Origin of the sequence: Aporhodopirellula rubra, from assembly GCF_014192335.1 — a bacterium.
GTDB classification, from domain to species: domain Bacteria; phylum Planctomycetota; class Planctomycetia; order Pirellulales; family Pirellulaceae; genus Rhodopirellula; species Rhodopirellula rubra.
The window spans coordinates 156,569-180,581 of sequence record NZ_JACHXU010000002.1 but is presented as its reverse complement, the minus strand read 5'-3'; the positions used below and the strand labels follow the sequence as shown (position 1 = coordinate 180,581).

The 24,013-nt window shown below is 56.4% G+C and carries 20 protein-coding genes; 11 read left to right on the top strand and 9 right to left on the bottom strand.

Annotation, left to right across the window (positions count from 1 at the left end):
- Positions 1–68 precede the first annotated feature (68 nt).
- A complete protein-coding gene (locus FHS27_RS02930) occupies positions 69–983 on the top strand; it encodes a B12-binding domain-containing protein (RefSeq protein WP_184301529.1) in 915 nt (304 codons plus the stop codon).
- Between the two features lie 83 nt (positions 984–1,066).
- Here FHS27_RS02930 and FHS27_RS02925 read toward each other — a convergent pair whose 3' ends face one another.
- The 3 genes from FHS27_RS02925 to FHS27_RS02915 all read right to left on the bottom strand — a co-directional run bounded on the left by FHS27_RS02925 (position 1,067) and on the right by FHS27_RS02915 (position 6,018).
- A complete protein-coding gene (locus tag FHS27_RS02925) occupies positions 1,067–3,106 on the bottom strand; it encodes a right-handed parallel beta-helix repeat-containing protein (protein ID WP_246419042.1) in 2,040 nt (679 codons plus the stop codon).
- 153 nt (positions 3,107–3,259) lie between these two features.
- Positions 3,260–5,212: a glycoside hydrolase family 97 protein gene (locus FHS27_RS02920; RefSeq protein ID WP_184301526.1), complete on the bottom strand. Its 1,953-nt coding sequence runs from the start codon at positions 5,210–5,212 to the stop codon at positions 3,260–3,262.
- Between the two features lie 368 nt (positions 5,213–5,580).
- Positions 5,581–6,018: a methyltransferase family protein gene (locus tag FHS27_RS02915; RefSeq protein ID WP_184301524.1), complete on the bottom strand. Its 438-nt coding sequence runs from the start codon at positions 6,016–6,018 to the stop codon at positions 5,581–5,583.
- A 229-nt stretch (positions 6,019–6,247) separates the two neighbouring features.
- On the opposite strand from FHS27_RS02915, the gene FHS27_RS02910 reads away from it, so the two are divergent.
- On the top strand, positions 6,248–7,477 hold the full coding sequence (locus tag FHS27_RS02910) for a pyrophosphate--fructose-6-phosphate 1-phosphotransferase (protein WP_184301521.1): 1,230 nt from the start codon (positions 6,248–6,250) through the stop codon (positions 7,475–7,477).
- Between the two features lie 120 nt (positions 7,478–7,597).
- On the opposite strand, the gene FHS27_RS02905 is transcribed toward FHS27_RS02910, so the two are convergent.
- Entirely contained in the window at positions 7,598–8,116 is a 519-nt protein-coding gene (locus tag FHS27_RS02905) for a chemotaxis protein CheX (protein WP_184301518.1), read from the bottom strand.
- A 27-nt stretch (positions 8,117–8,143) separates the two neighbouring features.
- Entirely contained in the window at positions 8,144–8,518 is a 375-nt protein-coding gene (locus FHS27_RS02900; protein ID WP_184301516.1) for a response regulator, read from the bottom strand.
- Positions 8,519–8,841: 323 nt separating this feature from the next.
- On the opposite strand from FHS27_RS02900, the gene FHS27_RS02895 reads away from it, so the two are divergent.
- Positions 8,842–10,569 carry a tryptophan halogenase family protein gene (locus tag FHS27_RS02895; protein ID WP_184301513.1) on the top strand — a complete coding sequence of 576 codons (1,728 nt, stop codon included), beginning with the start codon at positions 8,842–8,844 and terminating at the stop codon, positions 10,567–10,569.
- 62 nt (positions 10,570–10,631) lie between these two features.
- Positions 10,632–11,918, top strand: coding sequence for an Lpg1974 family pore-forming outer membrane protein (locus FHS27_RS02890; RefSeq protein WP_184301511.1), 1,287 nt, complete (start codon positions 10,632–10,634; stop codon positions 11,916–11,918).
- A 129-nt stretch (positions 11,919–12,047) separates the two neighbouring features.
- Here FHS27_RS02890 and FHS27_RS02885 read toward each other — a convergent pair whose 3' ends face one another.
- Positions 12,048–13,091 carry an AEC family transporter gene (locus tag FHS27_RS02885; protein WP_184302364.1) on the bottom strand — a complete coding sequence of 348 codons (1,044 nt, stop codon included), beginning with the start codon at positions 13,089–13,091 and terminating at the stop codon, positions 12,048–12,050.
- 89 nt (positions 13,092–13,180) lie between these two features.
- Positions 13,181–13,708: a hypothetical protein gene (locus FHS27_RS02880; RefSeq protein ID WP_184301508.1), complete on the bottom strand. Its 528-nt coding sequence runs from the start codon at positions 13,706–13,708 to the stop codon at positions 13,181–13,183.
- Positions 13,709–13,986: 278 nt separating this feature from the next.
- Between FHS27_RS02880 and FHS27_RS02875 the strand changes: the two genes are divergently transcribed.
- The 5 genes from FHS27_RS02875 (at position 13,987) to pgsW (ending at position 20,575) form a co-directional block, all read left to right on the top strand.
- Positions 13,987–15,675 carry a 30S ribosomal protein S1 gene (locus FHS27_RS02875; RefSeq protein WP_184301505.1) on the top strand — a complete coding sequence of 563 codons (1,689 nt, stop codon included), beginning with the start codon at positions 13,987–13,989 and terminating at the stop codon, positions 15,673–15,675.
- 67 nt (positions 15,676–15,742) lie between these two features.
- The gene (locus FHS27_RS02870) at positions 15,743–16,573 is read left to right on the top strand and encodes a TIGR00282 family metallophosphoesterase (protein ID WP_184301502.1); all 831 of its coding nucleotides are present in this window, start codon (positions 15,743–15,745) and stop codon (positions 16,571–16,573) included.
- A gap of 726 nt (positions 16,574–17,299) precedes the next feature.
- Entirely contained in the window at positions 17,300–18,697 is a 1,398-nt protein-coding gene (gene pgsB / locus FHS27_RS02865) for a poly-gamma-glutamate synthase PgsB (RefSeq protein ID WP_184301499.1), read from the top strand.
- A 1-nt stretch (position 18,698) separates the two neighbouring features.
- Entirely contained in the window at positions 18,699–19,205 is a 507-nt protein-coding gene (gene pgsC, locus FHS27_RS02860) for a poly-gamma-glutamate biosynthesis protein PgsC (RefSeq protein WP_184301496.1), read from the top strand.
- Between the two features lie 83 nt (positions 19,206–19,288).
- On the top strand, positions 19,289–20,575 hold the full coding sequence (gene pgsW / locus FHS27_RS02855) for a poly-gamma-glutamate system protein (protein ID WP_184301493.1): 1,287 nt from the start codon (positions 19,289–19,291) through the stop codon (positions 20,573–20,575).
- Positions 20,576–20,718: 143 nt separating this feature from the next.
- On the opposite strand, the gene FHS27_RS02850 is transcribed toward pgsW, so the two are convergent.
- The gene (locus FHS27_RS02850; protein WP_184301491.1) at positions 20,719–21,918 is read right to left on the bottom strand and encodes a glycosyl transferase; all 1,200 of its coding nucleotides are present in this window, start codon (positions 21,916–21,918) and stop codon (positions 20,719–20,721) included.
- A gap of 382 nt (positions 21,919–22,300) precedes the next feature.
- On the opposite strand from FHS27_RS02850, the gene FHS27_RS02845 reads away from it, so the two are divergent.
- A complete protein-coding gene (locus FHS27_RS02845) occupies positions 22,301–23,254 on the top strand; it encodes an HD-GYP domain-containing protein (protein WP_184301488.1) in 954 nt (317 codons plus the stop codon).
- The gene (locus tag FHS27_RS02840) at positions 23,215–23,667 is read left to right on the top strand and encodes a PilZ domain-containing protein (RefSeq protein WP_246419040.1); all 453 of its coding nucleotides are present in this window, start codon (positions 23,215–23,217) and stop codon (positions 23,665–23,667) included. Before FHS27_RS02845 ends, FHS27_RS02840 begins: the two co-directional genes overlap by 40 nt.
- Here the strand turns inward: FHS27_RS02840 and FHS27_RS02835 are convergent.
- Positions 23,641–23,961 (bottom strand): hypothetical protein, encoded by a 321-nt coding sequence (locus tag FHS27_RS02835; RefSeq protein WP_184301484.1) that lies wholly within the window; start codon positions 23,959–23,961, stop codon positions 23,641–23,643. The genes FHS27_RS02840 and FHS27_RS02835 overlap by 27 nt on opposite strands.
- Between the last annotated feature and the right edge of the window lie 52 nt (positions 23,962–24,013).

Sequence of the window (24,013 nt, the reverse complement as noted above, 5' to 3'; positions counted from 1 at the left end):
GCCGATTTTATTGATGGACAGATAGAGAAGACCCACGCAACAGATTCGAAGAGTGGTGGCAGGTTGATATGAGAAAATGGTTAGCAGTCAGTGATGCCGCCGAGCGATTGGGCGTTAGTTCGTCCACATTCAAGCGATGGTGCAAGCGACATGACGTTGTTTTGGAGCGAACGCCGGGGGGACACCGCCGGATTTCGGAATCGGTACTCGAGCAACTGATTCAGGAAATCGGAATCAGCAAACACTCCCGGAATTCCGGACGCAACGTCGCAACGATTCTCTCGACGGAGAACATTTTGCAATTGTTGAAGTCGAGACGAGCGGCGGAACTGCGAGACGTGGTGCTGGAGGCGTGTGCCGAATCTTCGGACATCGTTTCCATCATCGACCACTCATTGGCACCCGCGATGTGGCAGGTGGGGACGTTATGGCAGCGCGGTGATCTGCAGGTCTACGAAGAGAAGATGTGCACCGAAACCATGTCGCAGGCGATTGACTTGCTCGTCCCCTTTATCCGGAAGGACGTGTCGGCCAAGGTCGATGCCATCGGGGGAAGTATGCATCAAGGTTTTGATACGATCGCCTCGAAGTTTGTATCGCTGAGCCTCAATAGTATTGGGGTCTCGGCTTATGATTTGGGGCCGTGTGTGCCGGCGGACGAGTTAGCGGCTGCCGCCAATTCGCTCGACGTTCGAGTGGTCTGGTCGACGCACACGCACTGGGATGACCGATCCGATGTGATTGCGCAACATGTTGAGTTGCGGCGTTTGTTGCCACGTGACACCTACATTTTCGTAGGCGGCGGCGGATTGTCGTTGTCGGCGCGGCATGCACTCGATTTTTGTAGCTTCTTCGAAACGCTCGCCGACATGGCAGCCTTTACCGAGCAGAATGTGCTTCGTGCTGATTCCAAAAACGAGGATGAACGAGTGAGACATTCGACGGCGAAGTCCCAGGCGATGGCCGTCAAACCTCGCAACTAATCGCCCCATTCTCTCGCTGAACTGTCGACCCCACTCGCGATGTCGACATCGGATGGACCAAACGATGTGCCTCGGTTCGCCGCTCAATTCAGCCGAACGCCTTTGTCGGTGTCGCCGACCTTCGTCGGATTCGGCAGTGTGTCTTTTTCTAGAATCGGGAGACCATTCCAAAGATGGAATGTGTTGACGCCTTGTTTGAGGCTTTGAAACGGGCCCGGAAGATTGCTTCCGTCTCGTGCGAGCGGAGCGTTACGGAAATCTCCGGTGACCTCGGAACGCTCGGTCGATCCAACTCGTGTCGGATCAAACGGAACGACGACACGGAGTTGTTGCGACTCCGGTGAGTAGGAAACGGTCATGCCTTTTTGCAGCACGCTGTTCTGATCGTTGGGGAGGTCGTGTGCCGACCAGAACGTTTTCCATTGTTCAAATGTGAGATTGGCTTTCGTTCCACCGTCGATTGATTCGTGGCCCGTGGAAGCGTCGCCCAATTCTTGATCAATGAGATTGATGAATTCGTCGTCGGTCCAAGGTGAAGGCTTGTCGCTAGCGCTGTTGATCCGAAAGACGCGTTGGTCTGGCGTGGTGTCGTAAACGTTGTGGTCGAACCGTTGAGGCCCGCCGCGATGGGATGGATAGTTCACGTCCATCATCGATTTGTGGTTGACGAAAAGATTGTTCAGCAACGAGTGGTAATACGTTCGCGTTCGGGCGGTGACTTGGTAGATGTACGCTCCCTGGCCGTTGCGACTGTCGTCGGGGCTGTTCGCAATCAGGTTGTGCATGACCGTCGAGCCAGCCGCGTCGTGGACGTAGAACTGGTTCAGTTGGTTTCCGATGAGGATATTGTTATCGACGAATGCGGAATCCCAACCCTGGTCACTCATCTCGAGAAAGATGCCTTTTACCCCGTTGTTGACGACGACGTTGCGGGTGATGCGAGTGCCGGGGAATTGGTTGTCTAGCCAAATGCCATCGTTGAGCGGATTGTCGGCAACGTAGTTTCCCTCGATCAGTCCGTCACGGATGCCGTGGCATTTGATGCCTGCGTGTTCGTAGCGTTTGTTGCCGATGAAACCGAGCGTGTTGTTCCGCATGATGACATTGTCGCGAATCTGTATTCGAAGGCTGCCTGACCCGATCACGCCGGCGGCACCGTTGTCAACGAAGTAGTTCGATTCGATCAGGTTATCGTTGCCCGCGTCGGCGATGGTGGGACTGTGATCGCTCGCCGATTCGTTGTCGCCGCCTCGAGATCCGATGTCCATCGCGGCGGCGTTGGCGTACCGAATCATGTTGTTGCGGACGATCCAGTGGTGACCGCCTCGTAATCCAAACGCTCCGGCTTGGGCCCATTTCGGCGTGTTCCAAAAGTTTGTTGGATAGTTATTGCCGCAATGTTCCATCACGAATCCTTCGACGGTGATGTGCCCGAGTCCCAGGGTGTGCGGTGCGAAGATGCGTCGGCGGGTGGTGATCTCAATCGTTCGATGTGCTGGTGATTGATCGCCAAAGTGGATGTAGATGCGACCGGTTTCGGAATCGAACGTCCACGTGCCAGGGTGTTGTTTGACTTCGTCGAGAAATGGGACTTGTTTGAGCAACACGGAGTCGACGATGACTTGGCCGCAGTTGTAAGCCAAATCTGGATTGCCATATCCGAAGCGTTCCTGTTCGGGTTTGCCTTGCCGATTGTAAGGCGTTGAAGCGAGCGGGACTCGAAACGGGTTGGGGCTGTCCAGGTAGGAGTCGTCGGTGAACATTGATTCCGAGGGAACGGCAAAGTAGACGCCTGCGGAATGTTCGGTCCATTCCGGGGTCCAAAGATCAGAGCCTTTGATCAAGACATGCCCGAATGAGGTGCCCCGATAAGTAATCGGTTTGCCGGGGTGGCCACCACGTGGCGGTGAAACTCTCTCGCGATAGACACCGGGACGAACCAGGACGGTGTCGCCGGGCATCGCGGACTGGGCTGCGCGTGAGATCGTTTGGAACGGCCGGGAAGCGGTTCCGGGGTGATTGTCGTTTCCGGATGTCGAGACGACATAGGTGGCTGCGATGCAGTGGGACGCAGTCGCCATGAACACGACCGTCAGCAAGGCAGCGAATGAATTGCGCATCATGGGAGCGTGGTTTGTGGATGGAGGCGATTGGAGGGTGATCGCGGTTGCAGGTGGCCGCCGGGTGTCGCGGGAGGTTGCATGGTGAAACCGTTGTGAAGCCGTTGTGAAACCGTGGTGTGCTGACGCGATAGGAGCAACACACCGTAGCGGGCGTTACCGAGCGTCGGGAACGATCCGGATCGCTTCACCGCCCTGTGCCGAGAGAGTCAATTCGATTTCCGAGGAATGATTGACTTGTGTTTTGATGATTCGGACTTTGGTACGGGTACCGACCGTGGGATCATCGAGATAGCGGTGAGCGGTGTAGGGTTGATCTGCGGAGAGGAAATCGAGTGGCAATGCGATCGTTCGTTCGGATTCACTGTTCATTGCACCGATGAACCACTGATCTTTTTTGCGTCGAGCGATCACCACGTAGCGGCCGATTTCACCTTCGATCACACGGGTTTCATCCCATGCGGTCGGGACCGCGTCAAAATACTCCAGTTCGGGTTCGTTGCCTATGGTTTCGTAAGGGACTTCGGTTTTGTCGGCAGGTTTGGGGAGGTCGTACCAGTAGAGATATTGCCACGGACTGTAGATGCAGACGGCTTTTGCGAGTTGGTAAGCATGGGTTGCATTCTCGTCGACACGCGAAGCGAAGTAGCAGATCGTGTTATCGGCGGGGCCGCAAACGGATCGGCTGAATAGGAGCGTCAGCGTGTCGACGTTGCTCGGTGACGTTTCGTCGCCCTGGATACCTTCGGTGGTCATCAGGTTTGGGTACGTTCGTTCGTATCCGGTGGGGCGATACTCATCGTGGACGTCGACCATCAATTCGTGATCGGCGGCTTTGCGGATCGCGTCGTGCAACCATGACGTCCATTCTTGAGAACCGACCTTCACGAATCCGTATTTGACGCCGGCGATTCCCCAGGATTTGTAGAGCGGCAAAATGTCGTCGCGTTGTCGTTCCAATGCACGTCGGTTGACGTAAACGATGATACCGATGTCGCGTTCTCGGGCGTACGCGATGATGTCGTGTAGTGCGAGCGGGCCGGCGGAACGTTTGGGATCAACGGTGACTGTGGTGGCGTCAGACGCGTCGTCGTATTCGTTGCCGTACCAACCCGCGTCGAAGTGAACGTACTGCATGTTGTGTTCGACGGCGAAGTCGACTGCGGCGATACCGCCCTGAGTGGTCAGGGACATCTCACGCAGGACGGTTCCTGGTTTGATCCACGAGGTGTCCGCGATGGCACACGGTTCGTTCAGGTTCAGGAGCAAAAAGTTGTTTTCAATCAACTCGCCCGGGCGATTGGCAACCATGACAAAACGCCACGGTGTCGATGATGGCAAGTCCATCCGCACCATGCCGTCGAGATCGCTCACCAACCCGGTCGTGGACGCGTCGCTCGTAGAAGAGGCTTTGGCGGCGTCGGTAGTTTTTAACGGAGAGAATTTCATCCGTGCATAGTCAACCAGTCCTGCTTCGCCGATCGCAATGAAAAGATCCTGGTCGGCTTGTATGGTCATTGGACGCTCGCAACCGGATCGGACCGTACTTAATCGAGCTTCCTTGTATTGTCCTTGCGCGTTGTAGGCGACCCACGTCTTGTGATCCGACGGGAATCGGAATTCGCTTAACTCACGCTTGATCGTAATTTGGTCGTGATCAGTCTGTCCCGCGATTTTGTATCGAAACGCCAAACCCTCGTTGTAGGCACGAAAGGTGACAGAAACGTTTATCGGGGAATCACCGCGAGTCTTGAGGTCCAACGTCAATTCGTTGTAGTGGTCTCGGATGGTGCTGCGTTCGCCATACACGGGGGTCCACGTTTGGTTGATCCTTTTCGTTTGGGTTCGTTCGGTTTGGGTGCCCGTTGTCCGAGCGGCACCCGCGATGTCTAAACCGACGTGAGACGGCGTGACGATTGATCGTCCCTGCCATGAAACAGAATAGGTGAGCAGGTCGGTGACATCGCCATCTTCGGTGACGAGGATCTCGGCCGACAACTTTCCGTCAGGAGATTCGAGTTCGAACGCGAGTGCGGAGCGATTGAGCGTCAACACGCCCGCGGTTAGAGCGAGTAGGTACAGCAACTGATTGCAACGATGTCGGTTCATGGTTTGTTACTCGTCTCGGTGTGTCTGACTCGTAGCGTTAGGTGTGGAGTGTCCGGGGGGGCGGGACTCGGTGTTTTTCGCGAATGATGTTTGTCGCAACAGGGCATTCATTGCCACCACGTCGGTGCCGCCCGCGTTGTCGTTCGGATGGGAGGCAGGAGGTTGGCGTTAGGCGAAAGGCAACCTTGCCGCTGCCGAAGGCGGGAGCACGTTTGAGGACGGCCGATGGGCAGGAGCGTGGCGGCACGGTTGGTGCGCTGTTGAGCGGACGTCAGGATGTGCCACCGTCTTTACTGCCGACTGATGAGGTTCTGGCCCATCAAATTCAAAAAAATCGGCTCGTTTGATACGGCTTGATCAAAAAGGGATCACCAAAACGGGATGAACCGACCCGTTCGCTTGATGTAATCAGGGTATTGAGGGAAGCGTTTGCAAAGAAAAGATTCCTCGATTCTTGCTTTCGCCGACACGACCGCGATAAGCAGGATCCATGTGGCGACTTTCCACATCGATGGCGAGGTGAGAAGGAAACCAAAACAGAATAGCACCACGGCGGTGTACATCGGGTGGCGAATGAATCGGTAAGGCCCCGCCGTGACCAGTTCCGCGTCCGATTTCAGTTCCGGCATTACCGTGATCTTTTTCAAACCGAAACTCACCCAAGCCCAAACGCCGAGCAACGCGCCGGCAATGATCGATGTGATCGCGGTGGGGGAATTCAGCACGTCGTTCGCTGTCAGGACCAATGCTGCGGCGGTCGTGAATTGCAACACCACCAGGATTTGCTGAATCAATTTCGATTGCATGCTGAGTGTGACAGTGGGAGATCGGGGTTACAGAGTGGATCAGGTGTTTTGCGAAGGGAAAAGAATGGTCGGCAATGGCAGGTTGAGGGCGACTGAGGCGCCCATGGGCACCGCAGGGCCCCTGCCTAGGCGACGATTCCGCCGCAATGCGATAATCTACCGGGTCCGTTGACGGCGTTGTCTGCCAATCCGTTATCTGTTTTCGAGCCTCACTCAGGGAAATATCGTCATGTCGGTCAAACGAGTCGGAATTCTCACCGCCGGGGGGCTGGCCCCCTGTCTTTCGTCCGCGATCGGTGCCTTAATTCAATCGTACACCGAGAAGGCCCCGGAAATCGAAATCATCTGCTATCGCTCGGGCTATAAGGGGTTGTTGCTCGGCGACAGTTTCCCGGTGACGCCTGAAATTCGAGAGCGGGCTCACATTTTGCATGAACACGGTGGCAGCCCCATCGGCAACAGCCGAATCAAGTTGACGAACGTGGCCGATTGCGTGAAGCGGGGGCTCGTCAATGAGGGTCAAGATCCTTTGCAGGTGGCCGCCGAGCAATTGCAAACAGATTGTGTGGACGTTCTGCACACGATCGGAGGTGACGACACCAACACGACTGCTGCCGATTTGGCTGCTTACTTGGCGAAGCACAATTACGCACTGACCGTCGTAGGGCTTCCTAAGACGATCGACAACGATGTGATTCCGATCAAACAAAGTCTTGGTGCGTGGACAGCGGCGGAAGTCGGAGCGAAGTTCTTCGAGAATGTCGTTTCTGAACACAATGCGAACCCTCGCATGTTGATCGTTCACGAAGTCATGGGCCGCAACTGTGGTTGGCTCACCGCGGCCACGGCAGCGAAATATCGCGAACGGCTCGCGAAGATGAATTTTCTTCCCGAGATCGGTCTTTCGAAAGAACGCCGCGACGTTCACGGGGTGTACATCCCCGAAATGCACTTCGACCTCGAACACGAAGCCCAACGTCTGAAGGCGATCATGGACGAGCATGATTGCGTCAACATCTTCATCTCCGAAGGCGCCGGCGTTGAAGCGATTGTTGCTGAAATCGAATCACGTGGGGAAGAAGTCCCACGCGACGCGTTCGGCCACTACAAACTCGACGCGGTGAACCCTGGCAAATGGTTCGGCAAACAGTTTGCCGCCATGTTGGGTGCAGAGAAGACACTGATTCAGAAGAGCGGTTACTACTCACGTGCGGCTGCGGCGAACGAAGACGACATCGCGTTGATCGCCCGTTGTGCGAAGAAGGCCGTTGAATGTGCCTTGGTCGGCGATGGTGGTGTCATCGGTGAAGATGAAGAACGTGGCGATGAATTGCGAGCGATCGAATTCGAACGCATCAAGGGCGGCAAACCGTTTGATATCGACGTGCCATGGTTCGGCGAACTGCTCGCCGGGATTCATCAGCCGAAGAACGAAGCTGTCGAAACCGCCCACGCGTAGTTTGCGTCTACGGGGCTATGGGGCGTCTCTCAGTGGACGCCTTTTGATGAATGGCGATTCTGGTCAACGATGTCCGCGCATCGTTATTGGTTAAAAGCAATCGCCCCTCGCAGGGAGTTGTTAAGCGGTGGTCAACGAAATGAATACGTTCATTTCGTGACCACCGAAGGCGTACTCGACCTGCAGCGGTTCGCAGGAACTCGGGAAAGCGAGTCGGGATTTGCCGGCCAACATTACATACGGAAGACCTAGCGCGAGATCGCGGTCTTCCAGTCTTCTCTTCGCGCCGCCGGTGACGATGTTGCCGAGTTCACTGATCGCATCGATTACGGTTTGATCGAGAGTGGCGGATTGGTGGTCGATCAAATTTTCGGTCCACAGCAGTGCCGATTCAAGATCCATGCAGACGCTCACGCTGCCTTGTAATTGGCCACTGAGTCCAACGACCACGGTGATTTCCTCGTCGTAGTCGACCGGTCGGTTTTGATTATATTTCCCGACGGTCGGCATTTTGTTGACGACACGGTTCGTTTGAACGTGAGTGAGCTCTTGACCGATCATCAGTGAGAATGTTTCTCGGATGGATGAATCGATCGCGTTGGCGATCACGGTTTCGATGTCGAGGGAAAGCAGAGGCATGACGGGGCGGTCTGGTTTGACGAGTTGTTACGCGAGCGTCGGGTTTGGGATCACGCGTTCGAGTTTCTTTTGAAGCGTTTCTTGATCAAACGGCTTGACGAGGTAGTCGTTCACGCCGGCTTGGATGGCCAGCAGGACTTGCGATTTTTCAGTCTCGGTCGTGATCATCATGATGGGAAGTTTGTGGCCATCGTTTCGGACCGCTTTGACGAATTCGAGTCCGTTCATATTCGGCATGTTCCAATCCGTCAGGATCATGTCGAATCCGACGCCGTCTCCAAATTTGGATAACGCTTCGACGCCGTCGGCCGCTTCGACCACTTCGTCGACCCAAAGGCTGTTGAGTCCGCGTGCGATAATTTTTCGCATGACACCGGAATCATCCACCAACAAAACTTTCATCTAAGAGATCTCTGTCTGTGCAAATTGAGAAAAGGGGGGCAAAGGTAGGAAGTGACGCGTGCCGTTGAGGCCACGTTGCTCAGTGCGTCCTTCCTAATGGAAAACTAGCTCTCTTCAGTGAGGTATGGAGGCAAAAAATAGTCGACAAGCATTCGGTTAATTTGGGCGTGTCGCGATACGTTGCACGTGCGGAAGAATCGAAATGAGAGAGGTTGCAATTTGTGCGGTTTTCCATTTTGGGGCTTGTGCAGTTGCAGAAGGCAATATTTGTTTTTGCGAAAATAGTCTTCCGACCGTCAGTGGAATTTGCTACTCCCCTGTCTATGACTGCGCCCACTGAATTCAATCCGACGACACTGCGACCACTTGGCGGCCTGAAGGCCGCAAATGCCGGCGTGGATCGCGATTGTCACATCGTTATTGTTGGCGGTGGAACGGCGGGATGGATGAGCGCAGCCACCCTCAAAAGACGCGTCGGTTGTCGGGTTTCGGTGGTTGAGTCAGATCGATTGCCACCGATCGGCGTCGGTGAAGCAACGATCCCGGCGATGGTCGACTGGATCGAAAACATGGGCATCGACGAGGATGAATTCATTCGTCGTACCGGTGCCACTTATAAACTCGCGATTCGGTTCGACGATTGGGTCGAGTCGTCTCATCGTTATTGGCATCCGTTCGGGATATGCGGATGCCCGATTAACGGATCGGACTTAATCCATACATGGCAACGTGGCGTTCGCGAAGGCTGGCTGCCGAGCGATTCTCAATACACGGATTACAGTTTCCAGCGTGAGTTGTGCGAGCAGGGATGCGCGCCACGTGAGCTGGACTGTCCCAGCGTCGCGCAGAACTACGCTTTCCATCTCGACGCAGGAAAACTTGCTGGCTTTCTCAAGGAAGTCGCGATCGACGAAGGTGTTCGCCATTATGTCGGCGACGTCGATGGTGCCTCCGTCGATGAACGCGGCAACATTGCGTGTCTTCATCTCGACGGTGAACCCGCGTTGGCTGCGGATCTGTATTTAGATTGCAGCGGATTTGCGAGCGTTTTGATTGAACGCGAACTGCAATCACCGTGGGAAGACTGGTCGGATCAATTGATCTGCGACCGAGCCATTACGCTACGCGTGCCGAGTCGCCACGGTACCACCGATCGAGGTGTCAAAGATAACGACTCGGGGCAACGTCATGTCCGCTTGTCACCGTACACGATCAGTAAGGGAATGAACGCCGGTTGGTCATGGCAGATCCCTTTGGCCGAAACCACCGGGTGCGGCTATGTCTTTTCGTCCAAACACATTACCGACGACGCGGCTCGACGTGAGTTGTGCGAGTTAGTCGGAGTTGACCCCGAGACCATTCAAACGAAGACTGTTCCGATGCGGGTCGGCATGCGTCGCAACCAGTGGATCGGCAATTGCGTCGCTCTGGGATTGTCCGCCGGGTTTGTCGAGCCGCTCGAATCGACGGGCATCTTTTTGGTTCAACGTGCGTTAGACGAGCTCGTTGAATGCTTGCCGCCTGCGACGCCGCTCGCGTTTCATGCCGACCACTTCGATCAAAAAACGTTCAACGCTCGAATGACGGATGTTTATCATCAGGTTCGAGATTTTGTACTAATGCACTACGTCGTCTCGCGTCGGCGCGACACTCCGTTTTGGACAGACGCGGCGAGCGTGGTTATGCCCGAGTCGTTGTCGACGCTGATGGAGGAGTACGTCACGACGGGACGGGTGCTGCTTCCCGCACGTGATCCAACGTTTGCCGAGGCAAACCATCACTTCATCCTGAGTCCTGCGGGGATTGAGCCCGGCGTTTGTCCGCCGAGCGGCCAAGACTCGGTCTCGTTTGCACCCCAAATGCATGCGGATTCTGCGGCGGCGTTGCTCACCGCGATTCGTTCTCGCCATCAAGAAATTTGTACCAGGTTGCCCACCCATGGCGATCTGATTCATGCCATCCACGGTTCCGCACCAGCATCGGACGCTCGTGTCGGAACCCATCGCCTCCCACCTTCGCCTACCCTCCACCGAGTAAACGTGCTGTCATGATGAACCACTTTAGAGAACTACCAACGGGTCGTGGCGGCGTCCGTCATTTCACATTCCTACGCGTGAACGCTTCTTGGGTTGCGATCCTGTTGACGGCGTTCATTCCATGGATGACGGCAGGGCAGGTTACCGGTCAAGACATCACTCCTGAGGAGTTCGCAAGCCTGCTGGGCATGCAGGATATCGAGGGAGTGAGTGAGGAGAGCGTCGCGACATCGAGTGGATACGTTGGTGGGCGGAAAGACGAGGAAGTGCCGTCGACTCTCGTTCCGGGATCGGCCGACACTCTCCGCACGGTCGGTTTTGAAAATTATGACTCGGTTGATCCGGTCACGTTGCAGCTCGCCGATTTGCAGTCACAGCTTTCTGCTCAGCATATGGAGATCGGACAACTGCGTTCGCAGCTCCACAGCCCATTGCATTTCAAAGGCCGGAAGTCGCCTCGTTATTTTGCCACGTACGAAAGCGTGATCGTTCAGGCCGTCCAGAGCAACACGTCCGCGTTGATCGTTGAAACCGATGACGGTTATTCGCAGGTGATGTTCCCTTGGAAGCTCAAACACAGTCCTCGGGTTGAGTTTGGTGTGATGCCGGCCGCGGGCAAACTCGGGTATCGGATGCGTTATTGGCAGTTCGATCACTCGACGAGTTTTCACGCCGGTGATGGCAATGGGATCATCCCGGTAGGAACTTGGGGAACGGTTGGCTATCTCGCCGAAGACGGTGACATCGTGACGGGGGTCGATCTCGTTGAGGAAGGTGACTTTCGCAGTACCGTTCGCGCCGATGTGATTGACATGGAAGTGCAGCGATCACTGAGTCTTCCGATCGAAATTTTCGCTGGTCTTCGTTATGCCCGGATCAAACAAGGGTACCTCGCACGGACCAATGAAGCGTTGCTCGGCACGCCTGATACGGTTGCTGCTCAGACCGAATTTCGCGGTATCGGACCTACCGTCGCGATGCGGTTCAATCATCAGTTGCCGTTGAATCGATTGTCGTTGTTCGCTGACGCACGGGGGGCGTTGCTGTTCGGCAATCAAGAGTACTCGGTCGTGGACTCCGCCAACGATCTTCTTCAGACGATGAACGCGATCGGCGTGCAGGATTGGAGTGATCTTTCGAACTCGATGGCCACCAGTGCCGAGTTGAAATTTGGGATTCAGTATGTCCCGGCGGATTGGTTGGCGATGCGAGTCGCGATGGAAGCACAACACTTCGGTGGCGTCGGTGGTGCTAATCCGATCGCCGTCTTTGCCGGTTCCGATAACGGCCTGTCGACGGACGGTCCGCTCGATGATGACCTCAGTTTCTTTGGGTTGAGCGTTGCGGTCGAAGCCGGGTTCTAGAACTGGGGCGTGGCGCAAGTTTTAAAGCTGCGAGTTTGACGAGCCGCCGGCGGCGTCGACCGGATCAGGGGCGTAACATGATCGGGACGGCACGAGCGGCCGTAGGTCGTCGCTTGTTCTCTCGATTCATCACACGCCCAGCCACCACGCACCGAGCGACATCCACAGCGGGATCAAAAACAGACCGGCGAGCGAGGTTGATAGCACGACCCGCAGTGCTGTGGTCGTGTCGCCGTGGTAGAGGCGTGTCAGGACGACCGGGAAAACAGCCGACGGCATCGCGGCCTGCAACAGCATGACTTGTTTCATGTCGGTTTGCGTCAGTACGAGGCTCGCGAAGGCGAGCATGAGTGCAGGCATCAGCAGTTGTCGAAAACCGAACGAGAAGAAAATCAGCGGTGTGGCTCCGGTCCACTGAGCCGCTTTCAAAAAGTCGATGATGATCGCGCCGCTGAGCAGGAGTCCCATCGGGATGGAGGCCGCTGCGAGGATGCCGATTGTCTTCATCAACGCGTTCGGGACATAGGTGTCCCATCCGAGCACGCGAATTGAAACGGCAGTTGCCGCCGCCAGAATCGGCGCACTAGTGAGCGCGGGGATCGCCATCTTGATCCACCGAGACATTTTGGACGTCGAGGCGGCGTTCTTGTCACCGGTCTTCTTCGATCCGCCTGAGATGATCGCGATCCCGACGCTCCACATCGCCATGTCGACGCCCACGTTGTGAAGGATCAGGTCGACTTCGGCGCTCGGGTAAAAGATCTGTGCCAAGGGCAACGGGATGTAGCCGTAATTGCAAATGCCGGCGCAAAGCGAAAAGGCGCGTTGCTGTTTGTCGGACTTCAAACCGATCCAAGGACCGATCATTTTTGCGGCCGACCACGCCGCCAGCATTCCCAGCGTGGTGAACCCGAATCCGACCAGTGGTGGCAGCCAGGCGGTGGATATCGAGTTGAGTGTTTCGTCGTTGAGAATCCGATCGAGGAACAGCGCCGGCATCAACACGTTGGCGGTGATCTTGGCGAGTGAAAAGTCTGCTTCGGCGGACAGCCATTTTCGCGAACGGCAAACCGCGCCGACTCCAATGATCAGAAAGACGCCGAGCACGCTGCTGACGATTTGACCGAACCGCATCCAGAACGACGCGTCGGCCAGGTCGGTGGAAGCCAACATTCCATGCGAGCATATCGCCCACTCCAGGGTCGGCATCCAATCCCCGGCGACGCAGCCCTCTGATCCGCAGCGTGTGATCAGCCAATCGGTCATGCGGGCATGCATTCCTGCAGCAACAATTGCCACTCGGTCCACTGGACGTGTTGCAATTCAGAAACGCGGTCTTCGTCGCGTTGCCGGACTGCGGCGGCGACGGCGTCGTTGAATTCGTACGGGTCGCTGTATTGTTCGGGATAGATTTCGGCGAGCGATTCGAAGACGGGGCTCGATCGGACTCGGCGGAACCAATACGCGGCGTTGGAGTAGTCGCCTTCGCGGCGGTGCATGATGCCGTGCCAAAAACTGCCCTGGCTCGAGGGTTCGTTTTGGCTGATCGAGTGGCTCCGATCGAGATCACCGGCGAGCAACCAGAGCCCCGACAGCACCAAGGGAGGAAGCGGCGAGTCGCCCGATGGCGTTGTCATGCGGCACGCGTCGGGGCGACCGAGGAGGTTTTCCAGATCAGCGTGTTGGGGGCCGTCGGTGAGCCCGGGCAACGGCGCCGATTCGATGGCGGCGCGGAGTTCGGGAGGAAATTGGTCCGCGGTTGTGGCGAAAAAATCGTCGAATTTCGGCATGGGACGATGGCGAGGAGGGGACTGAGCGGGTTGGGATCCGGATGGGCGGGGCGGGATTCGACGTATCTGAGCGAGATGGTCGAAACGGGATTCTCGGGAAGGCTACCGGCTGGGCGATCGGATTGCTAGACTGCGGGTTGTTGATGAAGAGCGCTCGTGTCGCTACGTCCAGATGGACGACATCGTATCGCACCTACGGGAGTGCATCGCTGTGACGAGAGTTGTGACCCAATCGTGCTCGCTTGTATTCCTATGCCCCTGCCCACCGACGCCGAAACATGTCAGTGACCGAGAATCCGGATTCCACTCCTCCATCGTCCGAATCCACTTCCGCCGAAGCACCTGCGGCTTCGCCCGCACCGGAGGCAACGCCATCGCCTGATGCGTCATCCGCTCCGGCACCGGCGGCGGAATCATCCGCTTCGGAGTCTGCTCCTGCGGAAGCCAAAAGTGCACCCGGGCCGAAGAAATCGAAGGCTCCGCTGCCGCGAATCGGTAGCGGACCGCTCGCCGCACGTGGTCTCGGCGTGGCCAAGCCGCAATCGCCCGCGGCGGTTTCCACCGAGGATTTAGAGAAAAAACAGCCCAAGGCGGGAGGCAAACCCGGCGAGAAATCAGGTTCGGGCAAGAAGAAAGCTCCGCGGCCACGACTCGCTGGTGAATCCGACCAAGACGTCACGCAGACCCAAAAAATCGAAGTGCCGAAACCCGGCAAAGTCAGCGTGCCGAACATTCGCCACGGTTTGACGGACGATTTGCAGGCTGAACTCGACGCGTCGCTGGCCGACGCCGATTTGGATGCGTTCTATGGCGGAACGGCCGGTTTACCCGATCGTCGCGAACCGCTCGATGAAGGCTCGCGAGTTCACGCGAAGGTTTTGAAGATCAAAGACGACACGGTGTTCGTTTCCTTGGGCGGTCCCGACGAAGGCACGATCCCGTTCGAGCAGTTCACCGAAGAAGAGCCGACACCGGGATCCGACGTTGAGGTTCTCGTTCGCGGTTTCAATCGTGAAGAAGGCCTGTATTCCTGCACATTGCCGGGATCGGCGATCGAAGTTAGCGACTGGGACGATATCGACGAAGGATCTGTCGTCGAAGTGCTGGTCACCGGCCACAATACCGGTGGGTTGGAATGCCAAATCGGTTCAATCCGCGGTTTTATGCCGATCAGCCAAGTCACTGAGTATCGCGTCGAAGACCTTTCGGAATTCGTCGATCAAAAAATGATCTGCCTCGTCACGGAAGCCAATGCTCGTCGTGGCAACCTCGTCGTCAGCCGCCGGTCGATTCTCGAACGTGAACGGGAAGTTCGCCGGGCTGAACAGCTCGAGCAAATCGAAGCGGGCGACATTCTCGAGGGCACCGTCCGCAGCGTCCGCGACTTTGGTGCGTTCGTTGACCTCGGTGGTTTGGATGGATTGATCCACGTCAGCAAATTGAGCTGGGAACGCGTCAAGCATCCAAGTGAAGTGATCAAGGAAGGCCAGAAGGTCAAAGTCAAAGTTGACAAGATCGATAAGCAAACCGGCAAGATCGGGTTGTCCTATCGTGACCTGCTCGAAAACCCATGGGACACCGCCGAAAGCCAGTTCGCGGTCGGATCGGTTCACTCGGGTACCGTCACCAAGACTGCCGATTTTGGCTGTTTCGTCCGTTTGACCGCGGGCGTCGAAGGCCTCGTTCACATCAGCGAGTTGGCTAATCATCGGGTTTCTAAGGTCAGCAGCGTCGTGAGCGTTGGTGATACCGTCGACGTGAAAGTGCTCAGCTTTGACCGTGATTCGCAGAAAATTGGCCTCTCGATTAAGGCGGTCAATGCCGTTGCCGAGAAGCCGAGCGAAGCGAAAGAGGAGGAAGTCGACGAGCCGCCACGCGAACTCGCGGTGCAGCCGCAACACGCTGGACCTCTTAAAGGCGGTAACAATCGTGACACCGGCGGGGAGCGTTTCGGACTGCGTTGGTAGTTCGATGACGACGGCGGGGTTGTATTGTGGTTAAGGCTTTCGAACGCATTGTTGGGGATGGGCACCGGTGCGATTTTTGTTTCTTGGCGATGTCGTTGGTAAGCCGGGGTACTCTGCTGTCCTGGCTCGAACCCGCGAGCTAAAAGAAAAGCATTCTCTCGACGCGGTCGTCGTCAACGCGGAAAACGCCGCCGATGGTGCGGGGCTGATGCCTCGGCAATATCGGCGGTTGATCGAAGCCGGAGTCGATGCGATCACGCTCGGTGACCACATTTACCGACGTTCGGAGATCATCCCGGTCCTCAAGGAAAGCGATCGGATCGTCAAGCCAGCCAACTACCCGTCCGACGCCGCCGGGCGAACTTGGGCAGTCGTTTCGACGCCTGCCGGTCGGCTCGGGGTGATTTCAATTCTTGGCCGCGTGTTCATGCGGCCGGTCGATTGCCCGTTCACCGCCGTCGATCGGGCGCTCGAGGAGATGGCTGATCAAACCGATGCGATTGTCGTCGACATGCACGCTGAAGCGACCGGTGACAAGCAAACGATCGCCCGTTATCTCGACGGACGCGTCACGGCGGTTCTCGGCACTCATACCCACGTCCCTACCGCGGATGCGCACGTCATGGCAGGCGGGACGGCGATGCAGTGTGATGTCGGCATGTGTGGTCCGTACGACAGCGTGATCGGACGCGACGTTGGGCGGGTGACCAAGACGACGCTTACGTTCGAGCCGTGTCACTTTCACGTCGCCACGCGAGATGTGCGGTTGTGTGGAGCGATTGTGGAGACTCTCGAGTCCGGATTGGCTGCTTCGATTGAACGATTTGAAGAGTCATTCACCGGTGAGACACCTAAAAAGCCGGTTGCAAAGAAGCCCCGTTCGACTCGAGTGAGTTGAGCTTTACGGTCCATGCGAGCGGCATTGTGAGCGGTTGCTAGGCGCCGTTGAGGCATGACGAAGACGGGGTGGGTGATCGCGGTAACGGTCGTCCGAGGAGCCTGCAGGGCTCTAGGTAGGCTGGGGTGAGATGGCGGCTTGCGTGAGGTGCGGTGTTGGTCGTGAAGAACGCTCGCCGATGTGGAAAATAGCAATCCGATTGATGAAGTCCATTTTCGGTAGTTTTTCGATCGCGAACGAAGGGTTGTTGAAAAATAATAGTGAAATCATTTGGACGACTGGAAGTTTTTAATGAAGGGTTTGCTTCCTTTGTGTCGATATAAAGGGTTGCCATGGTCCTTTGGCCGTTTGGTAGAAAATATTCAAGGATCGGTCTTTACTCGGACCGATCAGAGAGAATAATTCTCGCGTTGTCGACGAACACAGATCGAGCCTAGCTGCCTCGGTTCGTCGATCTTTTCCCAGCTAACAGACACGCCCCCAACCTATCCAGGTTCACCGCAGGTCAGGCGATCGTCGCGCACGTTGTGCTCCGGCGGACGGCTTATCGAGCGAAACCACATGGTCGAAGGTCGGCGTATTTCCCACACCTAGTCATGGATCCGCTGTTGGATTGCAGCGAATCATTGGATCTGTCACGAATCGTTGTTCGATTTTCCCCCTATGCCACCGTTGGCATGAGATCGAGCAGCCTTAGTTTCTCCTCACGTTGAAAGAGAACCGTCTGTGAACGGCTTGGTTGCATTGGTGGCGGTTGCCGCCATCGTCGGTTTGGTTGCATTGCTGGAAGCTTGGTGGTACCGCCGGCAACTCGAGAAGATCCCTTTTCGAATCCATGTTAACGGCACTCGCGGCAAGTCATCGGTCACGCGATTGATCGCGGCGGGCCTGCGTGCAGGCGGCATCCGCACATGCGCCAAAACCACGGGAACGTTGGCACGTATGATCTTTGATGACGGTCGCGAGTTGCCAATCTTTCGTCCCGACCGGGCCAACGTGATCGAGCAAAAACGGATCGTGAAGACCGCCGTCGCCGAAGGTGCCGAGGCTCTCGTGATCGAATGCATGGCACTTCAACCACTGTTGCAATCGGTTTGCGAACTGAAGCTCGTGCGATCGACTCATGGTGTGATCACCAACGCCCGTGCCGACCATCTCGACGTGATGGGGCCGACACGCCTCGACGTCGCACGTGCGTTGTCGGCAACGGTTCCCGTCGGTGGGACTCTGCTGACCGCAGAGGATCGTAATGACAGCCTGCAAGTGATGGGGGCTGCCTGTGCCGACCGTGGTTCGCAATTGAAGAGCATCACGTCCGAAGATTCAGCACAAATCACGCCGGAAGAGTTGGCTCAGTTTTCATACCTGGAACACGCCGAAAACGTGGCCCTGTCGCTCGCCGTTTGCGAGCAAATGGGTGTGGCCCGTGATGTGGCTCTTCGTGGCATGTGGGAAGCCCAGCCCGATCCAGGTGCGATGCGAGTTCACCAGCAAACCGTTCAAGGCGATTCGTGGCACTTCGTCAACGCATTCGCGGCCAACGACCCTGAGTCGACGACCCGTATTTGGGATGCCGCCTACGATTATTTCCCTGGCGTGAATCGCCGCGTGTTGGTGATGAACTGCCGCGTGGACCGGATCGACCGCTCGGTCACGATGGCCGATGCCTGTGTGCATTGGCGTAAGTATGACCGAGTCGTGATCATCGGTTCGGGGACGGACGTGTTCCTGCGTCGACTGCTCAAAGGCGGCATCGACCAGAACCGAATCCTTTGTTTGGGTAACGCATCGGGTGACGAAGTCGTCACGATGTTGCTGGAATCGTTCGCCGCGGAACAGAAGGCAAATCCGGCCAGTTACGCTGGCGCAGGATCCGTTCCTCACGAAGAAGTCGTGGCACGTTGGCACGGGGAAGGTGAATCGCATCGCGCCGAAATGGCGGCGGAATCGGTTGTTCCCGCGGCCAATGTCACTCAAGAACAAATGTCAGGCATGCTGCTAATGGGCGTCGGTAATATCGCCGGACCCGGGATGGCGTTGGCAGATTACTTTGAAAAGAAAGATGGATGGGAGCGATTTCAACGTCCCGAATCGGCTCCTGTTCGTGTGATGGAGATGGTCTGAGATGGAATGGCTTGCGTTGTCGATCGGCATCGGGTTGGTCGTCAGTTTGCTGTTTACCGAGGCTTTCGGTTTGAGCGTCGGCGGGATGATTGTTCCCGGATATCTCGCACTTTCGTTTGACCAACCTTTGACGGTCATTGCCACGATTATCGCGGCTTTGCTGACGGCGTGGTTGGTACATGAAGTCGATCGTTATGCGATCTTGTTTGGTCGTCGCCGCGTGGTGTTGACCATGGTGTTCGGGTTCGCTGTCGCAGCGACGCTGCGTGCGGTGCTCGAAATGGTTTGGCCCGGTATGAGTTTGGCGCTGACCGGTGGTGTCGCAATGGACCCTTCGAGTTCGATGGGGTGGATGCAAAACATGACCGTGATCGGGTTTGTGATCCCCGGCCTCGTGGCGCTTTGGATCGCACGAAGCGGCGTTGTTCAAACGCTTTCGCCGTTGGTGATCGCGACCGCGTTGGTTCACCTGACGCTCGTCGCAATTGGTGTCACGCATTTGGCGTGAGGTTGATTTGACGTACTCATCTGACCTGAGTGCGGATGGACGGAATCCTTTGACGGTTGATTGAAAAGAACAAAACTCGGAACATGAAAAAGCTGTACTACCGGCCTCAGAAAATCTCCTCGGCCTCCCTGTTGTTTCTCGCTGTATTGTCCATCGCGGTTGTGATCGCGATTCGGAACATGCCGAGTCGTTGGGCCTCGTTGGAAAACCTGGCTGGAACGGCGATGCGGATTCCCGACGTCGAGGATCGGATGCTGCTGGCGTCCGAGCAAGCCGCGGATGCGTTTGACGCGATCCATTGTGAACGCGTTGTCCGTGGCCACCGCATGCTCGATATTCACGACCCCGCCGATACTGGGATGGTGGGCCCGTCGATGTCGTTGGTCACCAGTTTGCCAGGGCACCTCGAAGCAAAACTGACAAGCGTCAATCCGAACTTTGCCGCCGTCGCAATGCGATTGCTGATCGAAGCCGGCGTGCGCCCCGGAGACCGGATCGCGATCGGCTGCACAGGATCGTTTCCTGCTCTGAATATTGCCGTCTATTCGGCTGCCGAAGCGATGGACCTGCGTCCCGTGATCATCAGTAGTGCAGCGTCGAGTCAGTTCGGTGCGAACTCGCCGGACCTCATGTGGCCGGACATGGAAAAACTGTTGTTCGAGCAAGGTATCATCAATCATCGCAGCGAGATGGTTTCACGAGGCGGTTTCCAAGACCGCGCCGCCGGGATGAGTGACGATACTCGTGAGATTCTCGAGGCATCGATCACTCGCAGTGGTTTGCCCCTGATGGACAGCGCCAGCGACGATGATGCGATCGAGCGACGGATGATGATTTATTCACAGGCCGTCGAAGATGAAACGTATGCCGCGTACATCAACGTTGGTGGCGGTGACGCATCCGTCGGCGGTACGGTGGGGAACGACGTGTTGGGCGAAGGGGTTATTCGGCCGATGTCGTCATTTCATCCGCGTAATTTGCTCGGTCTGAACAGCGTTGCTGCTGCGACACGCACGACCGGAGTTGCGACTGATGTCGATCCGACCGGCGAAGCCTCCGCGGCCACGGCGACAGACTGCGTGGCAGCACGGTTTTTGGCCTCAGGCGTTCCCGTGATCAACATGATCAATGCGGTGAAGCTGGCAAAGCAGTACGGGTTGCCCGTTGCATCGACCGAGATCATTCACCCCGGTGAAGGTGGTGTGTACGTGATCGCGGACATGCGTCGACCGCTCGCGGTGGCCGGAATCGTGTTCATCCTGTTGGCGACGTTATTGGTTGTCCGTCCGCCCGCACGATTGGTCGACGCCGGCAAGAAACGGGGCTGGTTCGGCGATGACGCCAAATCGCAACCGCAGTTGATGGTCTAACGCAGATGCACCTTTGCGGTAGTCGCCGTCGCTAGACGGTGGTCCACGCTATTGCAATCCGGCTATTGTAAGCCTACACGTCATCATCGAGATGCTCTCATGATGACGTGGTGCCGATTTTTGATGTCAGCCCTGGTGAGCGACTAGCACACCGACTCGCGTAGCCGTTTCGGGAAGTCTGGGAACGCCGCGCGGATGCGAGTCCAGTTTGGGATCGCGGGGTTGCCGCTCGGGTCATTCGCAAAAATTTCGCCCGCCTGCGTTACGCATCGAGCGAATGCTTCGATGGCGGCTTCTTCGTCGTGGCGGTTGTATTCGAGCGAGTTGACTCGCGCGTCCGCAGCGTACTGACGGATGCAGTCTTGGGCGATTCGGAGGAACGACGCGCGTAGTGTGACGAATGTCGAGTGGCTCAGCACGATCCCCTGGCTCGCCAGCGTTCGGTAGATCGTGGTGAGGATGTCGAGTGCCATCTTCATCAGGCCACGCTTCGAATCGGTGATCGACATCTCTTGATGCTTGTGCTCGTAAAGGCACGCAAGGTCGACTTGGCAAACTCGTTTGAGAGATGTGTTCCGATAGACCTCGGCGAGAGTTCCGACTTCTAGTCCCCAATCGCTCGCGACGCGATTGGTTCGAGCCAGGTTGCGAGTGAGTGAAAACTCGCCCGACAGCGGATAGCGAAAGTTTCCGAGGAAGCGAACGAATTGGTTTTCGGGGAAGCACTGGATGAACGCACGAAGCAGCGGCGCGACGAGTAGCCGGACGACGCGCCCGTGCATGCGGTCAGTCACCCGGGCGTAGTAAGCCTTGCAAAATTCGTAGTCCAAGCTCGGGTGCACCATTGGTAAACACAACCGAGCCAGCATTTGTCGGTTGTAGTCGACAATGTCGCAATCATGAAGCACGAATGTTTCGACGTTGGGGTCATCGAGAAGATAACCGAACGCGGTCCAAACGCTGCGTCCTTTACCGGGCGTTGATAGTGGAATGTCGGCGTCAATCAATTCTTCGTAAAGAGATTGAACCGCCGGACCGTCGGTCCACAACACCTTGGCTCGATCGCCGAGCGGTGCGATCTTTCGACACGTTTCGTCATAGTCGGCTTGGTCGGGCGCAACGCCGAGGCTAACGACAATGGATCCGATGTAGTCGGCAACCTCGAGTTCTTCGACAATTTTCGAAAACGGGGCCGCTCGCATGTCGGAGGCGGTGACCGGTAATACCAAACCGATTTTTTGTTTTTGGGTGGACTCTCGCAGCATGTTTTCGAGGCTATCGAGACTGGCGCTGCGTAGGTCGTGAATCGTCGTGATTACATCGTGTTGATAAAAATCAGGCATGGATGGGGAAATCCTTTTGCAGTTGAATGAAGCTTCGGTGTGCAAATGGTAACGGAAGTTGATGCATCATTGGGTTGAAGCGGCATGCGGCCGCGGGGTTGTCCGCCCAATGGCTCACGGGAAGCCCCAAGCGAGAATCCGATGACGCGGATTTTTCCGGTGCGACAAACGCGCGTTCCGGCAAAATCAAAGCGTTTTTTTTGACGCGTGTCACTTTGCGTGTTGTAGATTTACGTGGCAGCGATCTCCCAATAGAGGGGTGTCGAGTAGCCGTAGATAAAAAAACTGGAATCTCACTGCGGGGCGTACTGTGGTGGTGATTTGTATCCTATGTTTAGGCATTCGTTTCTATTCGGGGTCGTTTCTAGCGTGCATCTTCCTTATGTTCGTCACTGACCTCATTGCGATTAGCGTTTCGACGCTTTCGACTTCGGCTGCAATTGGTGCCGATTTATATTGTCGTATCGACAATACGGATCGGGCGCAGTTGTTTCGTGGTGCGAACTACCCGATGGCATCGGAGGATCTCAATCGCCTGAAGTCGCGTGGTGTCAGCCAGTTGTACATCGAGCGTGAGTCGCGCGCAGAGTATCAAGAATACCTTCGCGAGGTTGCCGCGGCGGGCGACGGGGCCGTCAATAATGAACAGCGTTCGGCGGCATTGAATGAAGTCGTCTTGGACGTTCTGGAAACCAGTTTCCGTGGTAAGAATACCGACGACACGGTCGATGCGGCTGCGGAACTGAGCGGCATCGCAGCAAACTTAGTGACCCGTGAAGATTTTGCCGCCGGCGATTTGTTTCGCGTGTTGAATCATGATTACGCGACGTTCACCCATAGTGCGAATGTCGCCTACTATGCTGGTATCCTCGCCACGGGCCTCGGTTATTCGCTTGAGGACGTTGAGTTGATCATCGCAGGTGGATTGCTGCACGACCTTGGCAAGCTGGAAATTCCTGACGCGATTTTGACGAAGCCAGGCCGGTTGGATGAAGACGAGTTTCGAATCATTCAGAAGCACCCGTTGACGGGGTTTCGGCAGGTATCTCGTCGAACGGATTTGACGGCCGCACAGTTAATGATGGTGTATCAGCACCATGAGCGTCTCGACGGTGGTGGGTATCCGGTCGGTTGCACCGACGATGAAATCCATCCGTGGGCAAAGCTATGTGCCGTCGTCGACATTTATGAAGCCGTGACCAGTCAACGTCCCTACCGTAAGCCGATGACACGTGTTCAAGCAATTGAATTGTTGGATCGTCAAAGTGGTGAAGCCCTCGACCCGGAGATGGTGAAATGTTGGATTTCGATTATCCAAACCACTATGCCGGCCTAATCCGCTCGGTCGATTGGGAAATTGAGTTGCCTGCGCAGTGGAGCGAGTTCTTCTCTGAGACAGGTATCGTTTCCGGTCTCACCCCCGAGCGTCGCGGAAAGCAGCGGCGGATCGTGCGGATGCGAGGGTTGATGTCGATCGATCGGCCGTTGCCAGCAATTGAGCGACGGAAACGTTTCTTTGGTGTCTACACCAAGGATTTTTCAAAGGATGCGTGTGGCGTGGTGACGCCGTTTCAGTTGTACCCGGAAGAGATGGTGCGGTTGGTGCTGCCGACGTTTTGGTTGGACCTGCGTGTGGTTCGATGTCAGCGTGAAACCAAGGCGTGTTTTGATACCGGGTTTGAATTGCTGCATCGTCACGATCCCGATCGCAGCGCGTTTATCTCAGGCGGAAATTTCCTGAAGGTATGAGTCCTGTTGAGGGCGACTTTCCTCGGATACCGGTGATGGCATTTGGGATGCGAGCCCAAACCACTGCGGTGCCTGTCCTCGGCTCTCGACGCAGATCGAGACTGGTCCGCCGAAGTCTTTCGCGGTTACGACACGTTCGCGTTTTCCGCCGGTTGTGATGGTCACGCTCTCGAAGCAGGTTGCGCCATTGATTTGTCCGACCGGTGCACCGAAAGAAACGAACGGGAAGCCGTTGAGTTTGCTGGTGTGGAGCTGTTTGTTGTTGCGGTGGTAGGTGATGAATGATCGGTTCATGAAAAGGGCCCCCTTTTTGTGAATGACTGATAGGACGTCAAGCAGTATTGGC

Bases quoted from the DNA above. Each gene is read 5' to 3' on its own strand.
- FHS27_RS02880 (WP_184301508.1), bottom strand. From the start codon at position 13,708: ATGCCGAAATTCGACGATTTTTTCGCCACAACCGCGGACCAATTTCCT.
- FHS27_RS02845 (WP_184301488.1), top strand. From the start codon at position 22,301: ATGTTCGTCACTGACCTCATTGCGATTAGCGTTTCGACGCTTTCGACT.
- FHS27_RS02920 (WP_184301526.1), bottom strand. From the start codon at position 5,212: ATGAACCGACATCGTTGCAATCAGTTGCTGTACCTACTCGCTCTAACC.
- FHS27_RS02910 (WP_184301521.1), top strand. From the start codon at position 6,248: ATGTCGGTCAAACGAGTCGGAATTCTCACCGCCGGGGGGCTGGCCCCC.
- FHS27_RS02930 (WP_184301529.1), top strand. From the start codon at position 69: ATGAGAAAATGGTTAGCAGTCAGTGATGCCGCCGAGCGATTGGGCGTT.
- pgsC (WP_184301496.1), top strand. From the start codon at position 18,699: ATGGAATGGCTTGCGTTGTCGATCGGCATCGGGTTGGTCGTCAGTTTG.
- FHS27_RS02925 (WP_246419042.1), bottom strand. From the start codon at position 3,106: ATGATGCGCAATTCATTCGCTGCCTTGCTGACGGTCGTGTTCATGGCG.
- FHS27_RS02905 (WP_184301518.1), bottom strand. From the start codon at position 8,116: ATGCCTCTGCTTTCCCTCGACATCGAAACCGTGATCGCCAACGCGATC.
- FHS27_RS02900 (WP_184301516.1), bottom strand. From the start codon at position 8,518: ATGAAAGTTTTGTTGGTGGATGATTCCGGTGTCATGCGAAAAATTATC.
- pgsW (WP_184301493.1), top strand. From the start codon at position 19,289: ATGAAAAAGCTGTACTACCGGCCTCAGAAAATCTCCTCGGCCTCCCTG.
- FHS27_RS02850 (WP_184301491.1), bottom strand. From the start codon at position 21,918: ATGCCTGATTTTTATCAACACGATGTAATCACGACGATTCACGACCTA.
- FHS27_RS02840 (WP_246419040.1), top strand. From the start codon at position 23,215: ATGTTGGATTTCGATTATCCAAACCACTATGCCGGCCTAATCCGCTCG.
- FHS27_RS02885 (WP_184302364.1), bottom strand. From the start codon at position 13,091: ATGTTGGCTTCCACCGACCTGGCCGACGCGTCGTTCTGGATGCGGTTC.
- FHS27_RS02895 (WP_184301513.1), top strand. From the start codon at position 8,842: ATGACTGCGCCCACTGAATTCAATCCGACGACACTGCGACCACTTGGC.
- FHS27_RS02875 (WP_184301505.1), top strand. From the start codon at position 13,987: ATGTCAGTGACCGAGAATCCGGATTCCACTCCTCCATCGTCCGAATCC.
- FHS27_RS02835 (WP_184301484.1), bottom strand. From the start codon at position 23,961: ATGAACCGATCATTCATCACCTACCACCGCAACAACAAACAGCTCCAC.
- FHS27_RS02915 (WP_184301524.1), bottom strand. From the start codon at position 6,018: ATGCAATCGAAATTGATTCAGCAAATCCTGGTGGTGTTGCAATTCACG.